Consider the following 11,661-nt stretch of genomic DNA (forward strand, 5'->3'; position numbering starts at 1 on the left):
GCCGCCGCCGCTCCAGCCGCAGCACCTGCGGCCCCGGCAGCCCCTGAGCTGAACGGTTTCGTGGTCAAGTCGCCAATGGTCGGTACCTTCTACCGCACCCCGGCACCGACCTCGCCGGCCTTCGTTGAAGTGGGCAAGACCGTGAAAGTGGGCGACACCATCTGCATCGTTGAAGCGATGAAGATGATGAACCACATCACTGCGGAAAAAGCCGGCGTCATTGAATCCATCCTGGTAGAAAACGGTCAGCCGGTTGAGTACGACCAGCCGCTGTTCACCATCGTTTGAACCGCGGAGCACCTTCGATGTTGAAACCTGCGAAGAAACTGCAAAAAGTCCTGATCGCCAACCGCGGCGAGATCGCGCTGCGTATCCTGCGCGCCTGTAAGGAAGAGGGCATCAAGACCGTCGCTGTTTACTCGACGGCCGATACCGAATTGATGCACGTGAAACTGGCGGACGAAAGCATCTGCATCGGCCCGCCACTGGCCACGAACTCGTACCTGAAAGTCTCGAACATCATCGCGGCAGCTGAAGTGACCGGCGCTGATGGCATCCACCCGGGCTACGGCTTCCTCGCGGAAAACGCCGATTTCGCCGAACAGGTGGAAAAATCCGGCTTCGCCTTCATCGGCCCTAAAGCCGAAACCATTCGCCTGATGGGCGACAAGGTTTCGGCCAAGGACGCCATGATCGCGGCCGGCGTGCCAACCGTTCCTGGCTCCGACGGCCCGTTGCCGGAAGACGAAGAAACCGCGCTGCGCATTGGTCGCGAAGTCGGTTACCCGGTGATCATCAAGGCCGCCGGTGGCGGTGGTGGTCGCGGCATGCGCGTGGTGCACAAGGAAGAAGACCTGATCGAAGCCGCCAAGCAGACCCGCTCCGAAGCGGGCGCCTGGTTCGGCAACCCGATGGTCTACCTGGAGAAGTACCTGACCAACCCACGTCACGTGGAAGTGCAGGTACTGTCCGACGGCCAGGGCCACGCGATCCACCTGGGTGACCGCGATTGCTCGCTGCAACGTCGTCACCAGAAGGTCCTGGAAGAAGCGCCGGCACCGGGTCTGGACGAAAAGGCTCGCGAAGAAGTCCTGGCGCGCTGCGTCAAGGCGTGCATCGACATCAACTACCGTGGCGCCGGTACCTTCGAGTTCCTCTACGAGAACGGCCGTTTCTACTTCATCGAGATGAACACTCGTGTGCAGGTAGAGCATCCGGTGTCGGAGATGGTCACCGGTATCGACATCGTCAAGGAGATGCTCAGCATCGCCGCCGGCAACGTGCTGTCCTTCACCCAGGACGACGTGAAGATCCACGGCCACTCCCTGGAGTGCCGGATCAACGCCGAAGACCCGCAAACCTTCATGCCGAGCCCTGGCCTGGTCAAGCATTTCCACGCGCCCGGCGGCAACGGCGTACGTGTGGATTCGCACCTGTACAGCGGCTACAAGGTTCCGTCCAACTACGACTCGCTGATCGGCAAGCTGATCACCTGGGGCGCGACCCGCGACGAGGCCATGGCCCGCATGCGCAACGCCCTGGACGAAATCGTGGTCGACGGCATCAAGACCAACATCCCGCTGCATCGGGACCTGGTTCGTGATGAAGGCTTCTGCGAAGGGGGTGTGAACATTCACTACCTGGAACACAAGCTGGCCAACCAGTAAGCGCTCCACCCAACAAAGCCGCCTTCGGGCGGTTTTGTTGTTTCTGCACCCCAACTTTCAGGCCATACACAGTCCAAATGTGGGAGGGGGCTTGCCCCCGATAGCGGTGGATCAGTTACAGATATTGAGACTGACACACTGCAATCGGGGGCAAGCCCCCTCCCACATTTGCTCCGCATTCATTCAGTAATGTCGTCTTCTGCCGTTCGCTCGCGTAAACTTGCGCGCTTTCGCGGCCTACGCGCTGCACACTCATTTTTTTCAAAGGTGCCCGCCATGCCTTGGCTGCAAGTTCGTCTCGCCATCAGCCCGGAACAAGCCGAAACCTACGAAGACGCTTTCCTCGAAGTCGGCGCCGTGTCGGTGACTTTCATGGATGCCGAAGACCAGCCGATCTTCGAACCGGAACTCAACACCACCCCGCTGTGGTCCCACACCCATCTGCTGGCCCTGTTCGAAGACGGCACCGATGCCGCCGCCGTGCTGGCGCATATGGAATTGCTCACCGGCGGCCCGCTGCCCGAGCATCACAGCGAAGTGATCGAAGACCAGGACTGGGAACGCAGCTGGATGGATAACTTCCAGCCCATGCGCTTCGGCCAGCGCCTGTGGATCGTACCGAGCTGGCACGCCGCACCCGAGCCGGAGGCCGTCAATCTGTTGCTGGACCCGGGCCTGGCGTTCGGCACCGGCACTCACCCCACCACCGCGCTGTGCCTGGAATGGCTGGACGGCCAGGACCTGACCGACTGCAACGTGCTCGACTTCGGCTGCGGCTCGGGGATCCTGGCGATCGCCGCCCTGCTGCTGGGCGCCAACGAAGCCGTGGGCACCGATATCGACGTGCAAGCACTGGAAGCTTCCCGCGATAACGCCGGGCGCAACCACATTCCTGAAGGCAAATTCCCACTCTATCTGCCTGAGGACTTGCCGCAGGTACAGGCCGACGTGCTGGTCGCCAATATTCTCGCCGGGCCGCTGGTGTCACTGGCGCCGCAGTTGTCGAGCCTGGTCAAGCCGGGCGGGCGCCTGGCGCTGTCGGGCATCCTCGCCGAGCAGGGCGAAGAGGTCGCTGCCGCCTACGCCAGGGATTTCGAGCTGGACCCCATCGCCAACCGTGACGGTTGGGTGCGCATCAGTGGACGTCGGCGCTAGAATGAGCGCTTGCCTGAATCGGATGGCCGCATGACCGACAGTTTCGTCACCCAGTGCCCGCATTGCCAGTCGCGCTTTCGCGTCAGCCACGCTCAGTTGAACGTGGCCCGCGGCGTGGTGCGCTGCGGCTCGTGCCTGCAAGTGTTCAATGCCGCTCGCCAGTTGCTGGAGCAACGGGCGCAAATGCAACCTGGCCACGCTCCTGACCAAGCTCCTGACTATGCTCCCGACCACGCCCCGGTGCTTGAGCCTGCCGCCGAAGCCCCACGCGCCATCAGCCAGAAGCAGTGGACGGCCGAAGAACTGGACCTGGACAACCTGGACCTGGACGAAGAGCTGGCCAAACTCGAGCGCCGCGAGATTCAGCACACCCAGCCCGTCGGCGCAGAACGGCGCCAGCCGGGGGCCGACCGTCGGCACAAGGACGACGCCCTCAGCGCCAGCCGCCATACGGTCAAGGCCGAGGAAGAAAAATGGGCCGCCAGTCTGTTCAGCGAGCCGCCGCAGGAACGCGACCTGCCCGCCGAAGCGGAATCTGCGCCGAGCGCCCGCACCGAACCGTCCATGTCCTTTCACACCGACGATATCGACGACGAGCCGCCACTGCGTGAGACCCCGCCCGACGATGATGATCCGGACCCACCGTTCACACCCCTGACCCCGGCGGCGAACGCAGTCGACGAGCGTGCGCAATCGCGGCGCAAGCGAGTGCGCGCCGATTCCAGCGCCCACGACGACCTGTTCCAGGAACTGGAAGACGATCCGCTGCACCTGTATGCGCACAAGCGCGCGTCAGGCTGGGGTCGCCGCCTGATCTGGATCGTGCTGGTACTGCTGGCTGCCGCCGGCCTGGCAGGCCAGTACATCGCCTACCAATTCGACGAACTGGCCCGCCAGGACACCTACCGCCCGTGGTTCCAGCAACTGTGCCCGTCCTTGGGCTGCAGCGTGCCATCGCGGGTCGACATCGCCCATATCAAGAGCAGCAACCTGGTGGTGCGCAGCCACCCGGAGTTCGCCGGGGCCCTTGTGGTGGATGCGATCATCTACAACCGCGCAACCTTCTCCCAGCCCTTCCCGCTGCTGGAACTGCGCTTTGCCGACCTCAACGGCGGCCTGATCGCCAGTCGGCGCTTCAAGCCCGCCGAATACCTCAGCGGCGAATTGGCCGGGGTCAGCGAAATGCCGTCGCAGGTGCCGATCCACATCTCCCTGGACATCCTCGACCCCGGCAACAAAGCCGTGAATTACAGCCTGACCTTCCATTCGCCCGAATGAAGCCACGCCGCAACCGTGGTTTGACGACGGATTATTGACTGCACCGGCGTCAACCAAACCGATGGCGATAAAAAAATAACTGTTCAGATTTTATCCAATTCAGCCTTTATCCAGTCATCGAGAGCGGGTATCATGCCAACCCTTTTTCGAACTCTAATGATCCGGCCCCACAACAGGGAAGTCCTATGTCGGCGGTACGCATCGGCCCATATACATTGCACAACGGCTTGATCCTCGCCCCGATGGCGGGCGTCACGGACCAGCCCTTTCGTCAGCTCTGCAAACGTTTGGGCGCGGGTCTAGTAGTCTCTGAAATGGTCACCAGCGACATGAGTTTGTGGAACACCCGCAAGTCGCGGATGCGCATGATCCACGAAGGTGATCCCGAGCCGCGCTCGGTGCAGATCGCCGGGGGAGATGCGCAGATGCTGGCGGATGCGGCCAGGGCCAATGTGGAGCTGGGCGCGCAGATCATTGATATCAACATGGGCTGCCCGGCCAAGAAGGTCTGCAACAAGGCCGCCGGTTCCGCCCTGTTGAAAGATGAGCAGTTGGTTGCCGAGATCCTGCAGGCCGTTGTCGCCGCAGTCGATGTGCCGGTGACCCTGAAGATTCGTACCGGTTGGGACCGGGGCAACAAGAATGGCCTGACGGTGGCGAAGATCGCCGAACAGGCGGGTATTGCAGCGCTGGCGGTGCATGGCCGCACCCGCGCCGACCTTTATACCGGGGAAGCCGAGTACGACACGGTTGCCGCGATCAAGCAGGCCGTGTCGATGCCGGTGTTTGCCAATGGCGATATCGATTCAGCCGAAAAAGCCCGGCGCGTGCTGCACGCCACCGGTGCCGACGGCTTGTTGATCGGCCGGGCCGCCCAGGGGCGGCCATGGATTTTCCGTGAAATCGAGCATTTCCTGCGTACCGGCGACGTGTTGCCGGCACCGGGACTGACCGAGGTGGAACGTATTCTGCTGGAGCATCTGGCCGCCCTGCACGCCTTCTATGGGGACGTGATGGGCGTACGTATTGCTCGCAAGCATGTCGGCTGGTACCTCGCCACCTTGCCGGGCGCCAAGGAATTGCGCGCTCAGTTCAATCGTTTGGATGAAACGCAGGCACAGGTCGCCATCGTTCGTGAATTCTTCGCCGAACGTGACAAGAGCCTGGCAACAGGGGATGGAGAAGGGGTGGCCGCATGACCTTGATGACCGAGACTTTAGTGAGTGGAACAGCACCCGTGAGCGACAACGTCAATTTGAAACAGCACCTCAACACGCCGAGCGAAGAAGGCCAGACCCTTCGCGGGAGTGTCGAGAAGGCGCTGCACAATTATTTCGCCCACCTCGAGGGTGCTTCCGTCACGGACGTGTACAACCTGGTGCTCTCCGAAGTCGAGGCGCCCCTGCTCGAAAGCGTGATGAACTACGTCAAGGGCAACCAGACCAAAGCCAGTGAGCTGCTGGGCCTCAATCGTGGGACCTTGCGCAAAAAGCTCAAGCAGTACGATTTGCTGTAAGCATTCAATCAAACCAGAAAGGCGCCCGCGTAAAAACGGTCGCCTTTTTTGCTGACTCCTTTGCTTTTGATGGAAATTGAAATGACCGACCAGACTACCCGCCTGCCGATCCGCCGCGCCTTGATCAGTGTTTCCGACAAGACCGGGATCCTCGAATTTGCCCGGGAGCTGGAAGCCCTGGGCGTGGAAATCCTCTCCACGGGCGGGACCTTCAAACTGCTGCAGGACAACGGCGTGGCCGCAGTAGAAGTCGCGGACTACACCGGTTTCGCGGAAATGATGGACGGTCGGGTCAAAACCCTGCACCCGAAAATTCACGGCGGCATCCTCGGCCGTCGCGGTATCGACGACGCCATCATGAACGAGCACGGCATCAAGCCGATCGACCTGGTCGCCGTCAACCTCTACCCCTTCGAAGCCACCATCAACAAGCCAGGTTGCGACCTGCCGACCGCCATCGAAAACATCGATATCGGCGGCCCGACCATGGTCCGCTCGGCCGCCAAGAACCATAAAGACGTGGCCATCGTGGTCAATGCCAGCGACTACGCCAACGTCCTGGAGAACCTGAAAGCCGGTGGCCTGACCTACGCCCAGCGTTTCGACCTGATGCTCAAGGCATTCGAACACACCGCCGCCTACGACGGCATGATCGCCAACTACATGGGCACCGTTAACCAGGCGGCCGAGACCTTGAGCACAGAAGGCCGCAGCCAGTTCCCGCGCACCTTCAACAGCCAGTTCATCAAGGCCCAGGAAATGCGCTACGGCGAGAACCCGCACCAGAGCGCGGCGTTCTACGTGGAGGCAAACCCGGCCGAAGTCGGCATTGCCACTGCGACCCAGCTGCAAGGCAAAGAGCTGTCCTACAACAACGTGGCCGACACCGACGCCGCGCTGGAATGCGTGAAGAGCTTCGTCAAGCCGGCCTGCGTGATCGTCAAGCACGCCAACCCGTGCGGCGTGGCGGTGAGCCCGGACGCTGAAGGCGGGATCCGCCAGGCCTACGAGCTGGCCTACGCCACCGACACCGAATCGGCGTTCGGCGGCATCATCGCCTTCAACCGCGAACTGGATGCCGAGACCGCCAAGGCGATCGTCGAGCGCCAGTTCGTCGAAGTGATCATCGCGCCAAGCGTCAGCGAAGAGGCGCGCGCCATCGTCGCGGCCAAAGCCAATGTGCGCCTGCTGGCCTGCGGTGAATGGTCGGCTGACCGCGCCGCTGCCTGGGACTACAAGCGCGTCAATGGCGGCCTGCTGGTACAGAGCCGCGACATCGGCATGATCGGCAGCGAAGACCTGAAAGTGGTGACCAAACGCGCGCCCACCGAGCAAGAGATCAACGACCTGATCTTCGCCTGGAAAGTGGCCAAGTACGTCAAATCCAACGCCATCGTCTACGCCAAGAACCGCCAGACCATCGGTGTCGGCGCCGGCCAGATGAGCCGTGTGAACTCGGCGCGTATCGCCGCGATCAAGGCCGAACACGCCGGTTTGCAGGTGGTGGGCTCGGTGATGGCGTCCGATGCGTTCTTCCCGTTCCGTGATGGCCTGGACAATGCCGCGAAAGCCGGCGTGACCGCCGTGATCCAACCGGGTGGTTCGATGCGTGATGCTGAAGTGATCGCCGCCGCTGATGAAGCCGGCATTGCGATGGTCTTCACCGGCATGCGCCACTTCCGCCACTAAACACCACTGCTTCCTACTGTAGGAGCGAGCTTGCTCGCGAAAAGCCCGAGAGCGCCACGGGGGTCAGGTTTCCCCCGTTATCGTTGACGATCTTCGCGAGCAAGCTCGCTCCTACAGTGAAGCACAGCGTTTCCCAGAGGTTTTTGAAATGAATGTTTTGATCATTGGCAGCGGTGGCCGTGAACACGCCCTGGCCTGGAAAGTTGCCCAGGACCCCCGTGTGCAGAAAGTCTTCGTTGCGCCCGGCAACGCCGGTACCGCCATTGAAGCCAAGTGCGAAAACGTCGCCATCGACGTACTGGCGCTTGAGCAACTGGCGGACTTTGCCGAAAAGAACGTCTCCCTGACCATCGTCGGTCCGGAAGTCCCATTGGTTGCCGGCGTCGTCGACCTGTTCCGCAGCCGTGGCCTGGATTGCTTCGGCCCGACCGCCGGCGCCGCTCAACTGGAAGGCTCGAAAGCCTTCACCAAGGACTTCCTGGCGCGCCACAAGATCCCGACAGCCGACTACCAGAACTTCACCGAGATCGAGCCGGCCCTGGCTTACCTGCGTGAAAAAGGTGCGCCGATCGTGATCAAGGCCGACGGCCTGGCCGCCGGTAAAGGCGTGATCGTCGCCATGACCCTGCAGGAAGCCGAGGACGCCGTACGCGACATGCTCGCCGGTAACGCCTTTGGTGATGCCGGTTCGCGCGTGGTCATCGAGGAATTCCTCGACGGCGAAGAAGCCAGCTTCATCGTGATGGTCGACGGCAAGAACGTCTTGCCGATGGCCACCAGTCAGGACCACAAGCGCGTCGGCAACGGCGACAGCGGCCCGAACACCGGCGGCATGGGCGCTTATTCCCCGGCGCCGGTGGTCACCGCCCAGGTGCACCAGCGCGTCATGGACCTGGTGATCTGGCCGACCGTGCGCGGCATGGCCGACGAAGGCAACGTCTACACCGGTTTCCTCTACGCCGGCCTGATGATCGACAAAGCCGGCAACCCGAAAGTCATCGAGTTCAACTGCCGCTTCGGCGACCCGGAAACCCAACCGGTGATGCTGCGCCTGCAATCGAGCCTGGTGCTGCTGGTGGAAGCCGCGCTGGCCCAGGCCCTGGACAAGGTCGAAGCACAGTGGGACCCACGCCCGAGCGTCGGCATCGTGCTCGCGGCCGGCGGTTACCCTGCCGATTACGCCAAGGGCGATGTGATTGAAGGCCTGGACGCCGCGGCTGCGCTGGAAGGCAAAGTGTTTCATGCCGGCACTGCGCTGCAGAACGGCAAGGTCGTCACCGCCGGTGGCCGCGTGCTGTGCGCCACCGCGATGGGCGCCAGCGTCGACGCCGCGCAGCAGCAAGCGTACAAGTTGGCCGCGAAAATCGACTGGAAAGGCTGCTTCTACCGCACTGATATCGGTTACCGCGCCATTGCCCGTGAACGCGGCGAGAACCACTGAGTAGCTATCCGTTCGGGTAGGTAAGGGCCTCTGGCCCTTGCCGTACTCATGCCGCCCCGCGCATAGTTAACCCGTGCATTCACCTACGAAGGGACTTCGCCGTGCGCTGGCTCAGGATCGCCTTAGGTTTTACCGTCAGTCTGCTGACCCTGCTCTGCCTGGTCCCGGCTCAAGCCGCGGCGCAAGGCAGTGGTTGGGCAGTCTTGCTCGATGATCAGGCCGACCTGCAACTGAGCGACATCCGTTCCTCGCGCTACACCAATCAATTCAGCCCCATCGAACTGGACCGGATTACTGCCGCGCCGCCGGACGGTGCGTTGTGGGTACGCTTCAAGCTGCAACCCGGCAAGCATGAACAGGTGCTGCGGGTGTTCGCCCCGGACTTGTCGAGCCTGAGCCTGTATGTGCTGGACGGCAACAGCCTGGTGGAGCAGCAGACCACCGGCACGCGCCAACCCCAGGCCGAGCGCCCGCTGCCCAGCAGTGACTTCATGCTGCCGATGCCACAGAGCCAGCGCCCGCTCGAGGTTTACCTGCGCCTGGTGTCGGAACACGAGCTGCGCCCCTATATCACCCTGGAACCCGCCGTACTCGCCGCCGCCAACCAGAACCAGACGCTGGTCTACGGCTTGCTGTTCGGCGTCCTGCTGATGCTGATCCTGCATAACCTCACGCGCTTCGCCTACCACCGCTCGCGCAGCAGCCTGTGGCTGGCCGCGTGTGAGTTCCTGCTGATGCTCAGCCTGGCGCTGTTGCTCAACGTGGTGGGGCCGTGGCTGCCCAACTGGCACGCGATCCAGACCCCCGGCGCCTACCTCGCCCTGCTGCTGACCGCGCCGTGCGGGCTGATGTTTGCCTATCGCTTCTTCATGCCGCTGGGCCCGCACCCGCTGAACAAACTGTTGATGGCCGACATATTGGTGATCGTGCTGTGTGGCCTGCTGCTGTTGTTCGTCAACACCCTGCCGCTGAACATCATCACCTATGCCCTGGTGGCGCTGGCCGGCCTGAGCATGCTGTTTGTATCGGCCTATCACTGGCAACGGGGCTATCGTCCGGCGCGCCTGTTCGTGGCGGGGATGGTGGTGTTCAACATCGGCACGCTGATCATTCTTCCCGCCCTGCTCGGCCTCACGTTGTTGGCACCGCAAGGCCTGATCATCACCCTGCTGAGTTTCATCTGCATCAGCGGCCTGCTGATGAGCCTGGCCCTCGGCGAACGCCAGCGCGCCATTGTTGAAACGCGCTTCAGCCTCAGCCGCGACCTGGCCGCGAGCAATGCCGAAATCGCGGCCAAGGCCGAGTTCCTGGCGAAGATCAGCCACGAAATCCGCACCCCCATGAACGGCGTGCTGGGCATGACCGAGTTGCTGCTGGGCACGCCGTTGTCGGTGAAACAACGCGACTACGTGCAGACCATTCACAGCGCCGGCAACGAATTGCTCACGCTGATCAACGAAATCCTCGACATCTCCAAGCTCGAATCGGGGCAGATCGAACTCGATGATGTGCAGTTCGACCTCAACGCGCTGATCGACGACTGCCTGAGCATCTTCCGCGCCAAGGCCGAGCAGCAGAATGTCGAGCTGATCAGCTTTATCCAGCCCCAGGTGCCGCGCGTGATCAGCGGTGACCCGACACGCCTGCGCCAGGCGCTGTTGAGCCTGCTGGAAAACGCCCTGCATAAAACCGACGAGGGCGAGGTGCTGATCGTCGTTGCCCTCGACGAGCGCAGCACCCAGCCACGCCTGCGCATTGCCGTGCAAGACAGCGGCGTGCCCATGGACGCCGCCGAGCGCGACGCCCTGATGCACAGCGAACTGCACAGCAAGAACTTCCTCTCGGCCACACGCTTGAGCGGCCACCTGGGCCTGGTGATCGCACGCCAGTTGATCCTGTTGATGAACGGCGAATTCGGCGTCAAGAGCGGCAGTCACCAGGGCAGCACCCTGTGGCTGACCCTGCCGTTGGACCCCGAACGCCTCGAACACCCGACCTCCGATCTCGACGGCCCGCTCAAGGACGCACGGGTACTGGTGGTGGACGACAACGACACCTGCCGCAAGGTACTGCTGCAGCAATGCTCGGCCTGGGGCCTGAACGTCAGCGCCGTGGCTTCGGGCAAAGAGGCCCTGGCCCTGCTGCGCACCAAGGCGCACCTGCGCGATTACTTCGACGTGGTGTTGCTGGACCAGAACATGCCCGGCATGACCGGCATGCAACTGGCGGCCAAGATCAAGGAAGACCCGAGCCTGAACCACGATATCCTGCTGATCATGCTCACCGGCATCAGCAACGCGCCGAGCAAGATCATCGCGCGCAACTGCGGGATCAAGCGCATCCTCGCCAAGCCGGTGGCCGGTTATACGCTCAAGACCACCCTGGCCGACGAACTGACCCAGCGCAGCAAAGGCGCCCCCCACCCTCGCCTCGCTCCCGCCGCGCCGGCAGCCATTACCGTGCCCAGCGACTTCCGCATCCTGGTGGCCGAGGACAACAGTATCTCCACCAAAGTGATACGCGGCATGCTCGGCAAGCTCAACCTCAACCCGGATACCGCCAGCAACGGCGAAGAAGCGTTGGAGGCGATGAAAGCCCAGCGCTATGACCTGGTGCTGATGGACTGTGAAATGCCGATCCTCGATGGTTTCTCCGCCACCCAGCAGCTGCGCGCGTGGGAGGTCAGCCATCAACGTGTGCGCACGCCGGTGGTGGCGCTCACGGCGCATATTCTCTCGGAACATAAAGAACGCGCGCGCCAGGCGGGGATGGACGGGCATATGGCCAAGCCGGTGGAACTGTCACAGCTGCGCGAGCTGGTGGATTACTGGGTTGTGCAGCGCCAGCAACGCCCGGAACACGCGCCGTCCTGATTGAAATCCAATCAAATGTGGGAGGGGGCTTGCCCCCGATAG

9 protein-coding genes are annotated in these 11,661 nt (G+C 62.6%); all 9 read left to right on the top strand.

Features of this window, described 5'->3' with window-relative positions; genetic code table 11:
• Nucleotides 1-288 (top strand): acetyl-CoA carboxylase biotin carboxyl carrier protein (gene accB / locus BFP90_RS00710; protein ID WP_065895720.1); only part of this gene is annotated, 288 nt, incomplete at its 5' end.
• Between the two features lie 17 nt (nucleotides 289-305).
• Nucleotides 306-1,667, top strand: coding sequence for an acetyl-CoA carboxylase biotin carboxylase subunit (gene accC, locus BFP90_RS00715; protein ID WP_065883452.1), 1,362 nt, complete (start codon nucleotides 306-308; stop codon nucleotides 1,665-1,667).
• Nucleotides 1,668-1,943: 276 nt separating this feature from the next.
• Nucleotides 1,944-2,822, top strand: a complete 879-nt coding sequence (prmA, locus tag BFP90_RS00720; protein WP_065894597.1) for a 50S ribosomal protein L11 methyltransferase — start codon at nucleotides 1,944-1,946, stop codon at nucleotides 2,820-2,822.
• A 30-nt stretch (nucleotides 2,823-2,852) separates the two neighbouring features.
• Nucleotides 2,853-4,100, top strand: coding sequence for a DUF3426 domain-containing protein (locus BFP90_RS00725; protein ID WP_065895721.1), 1,248 nt, complete (start codon nucleotides 2,853-2,855; stop codon nucleotides 4,098-4,100).
• A 185-nt stretch (nucleotides 4,101-4,285) separates the two neighbouring features.
• Nucleotides 4,286-5,299: a tRNA dihydrouridine synthase DusB gene (gene dusB / locus BFP90_RS00730; RefSeq protein WP_065895722.1), complete on the top strand. Its 1,014-nt coding sequence runs from the start codon at nucleotides 4,286-4,288 to the stop codon at nucleotides 5,297-5,299.
• Nucleotides 5,296-5,616 carry a DNA-binding transcriptional regulator Fis gene (fis, locus tag BFP90_RS00735; RefSeq protein WP_007250933.1) on the top strand — a complete coding sequence of 107 codons (321 nt, stop codon included), beginning with the start codon at nucleotides 5,296-5,298 and terminating at the stop codon, nucleotides 5,614-5,616. Before dusB ends, fis begins: the two co-directional genes overlap by 4 nt.
• Before the next feature lie 81 nt (nucleotides 5,617-5,697).
• Nucleotides 5,698-7,305 (top strand): bifunctional phosphoribosylaminoimidazolecarboxamide formyltransferase/IMP cyclohydrolase, encoded by a 1,608-nt coding sequence (gene purH / locus BFP90_RS00740; protein ID WP_065895723.1) that lies wholly within the window; start codon nucleotides 5,698-5,700, stop codon nucleotides 7,303-7,305.
• A 148-nt stretch (nucleotides 7,306-7,453) separates the two neighbouring features.
• On the top strand, nucleotides 7,454-8,746 hold the full coding sequence (gene purD, locus BFP90_RS00745) for a phosphoribosylamine--glycine ligase (protein ID WP_065895724.1): 1,293 nt from the start codon (nucleotides 7,454-7,456) through the stop codon (nucleotides 8,744-8,746).
• Nucleotides 8,747-8,847: 101 nt separating this feature from the next.
• The gene (locus BFP90_RS00750) at nucleotides 8,848-11,619 is read left to right on the top strand and encodes a hybrid sensor histidine kinase/response regulator (protein ID WP_065894592.1); all 2,772 of its coding nucleotides are present in this window, start codon (nucleotides 8,848-8,850) and stop codon (nucleotides 11,617-11,619) included.
• Nucleotides 11,620-11,661: the final 42 nt, after the last annotated feature.

This window comes from Pseudomonas sp. 24 E 13 (genome assembly GCF_900004715.1).
GTDB classification, from domain to species: domain Bacteria; phylum Pseudomonadota; class Gammaproteobacteria; order Pseudomonadales; family Pseudomonadaceae; genus Aquipseudomonas; species Aquipseudomonas orientalis_A.

Bases quoted from the DNA above. Each gene is read 5' to 3' on its own strand.
- fis (WP_007250933.1), top strand. From the start codon at position 5,296: ATGACCTTGATGACCGAGACTTTAGTGAGTGGAACAGCACCCGTGAGC.
- accC (WP_065883452.1), top strand. From the start codon at position 306: ATGTTGAAACCTGCGAAGAAACTGCAAAAAGTCCTGATCGCCAACCGC.
- prmA (WP_065894597.1), top strand. From the start codon at position 1,944: ATGCCTTGGCTGCAAGTTCGTCTCGCCATCAGCCCGGAACAAGCCGAA.
- purD (WP_065895724.1), top strand. From the start codon at position 7,454: ATGAATGTTTTGATCATTGGCAGCGGTGGCCGTGAACACGCCCTGGCC.
- purH (WP_065895723.1), top strand. From the start codon at position 5,698: ATGACCGACCAGACTACCCGCCTGCCGATCCGCCGCGCCTTGATCAGT.
- dusB (WP_065895722.1), top strand. From the start codon at position 4,286: ATGTCGGCGGTACGCATCGGCCCATATACATTGCACAACGGCTTGATC.
- BFP90_RS00725 (WP_065895721.1), top strand. From the start codon at position 2,853: ATGACCGACAGTTTCGTCACCCAGTGCCCGCATTGCCAGTCGCGCTTT.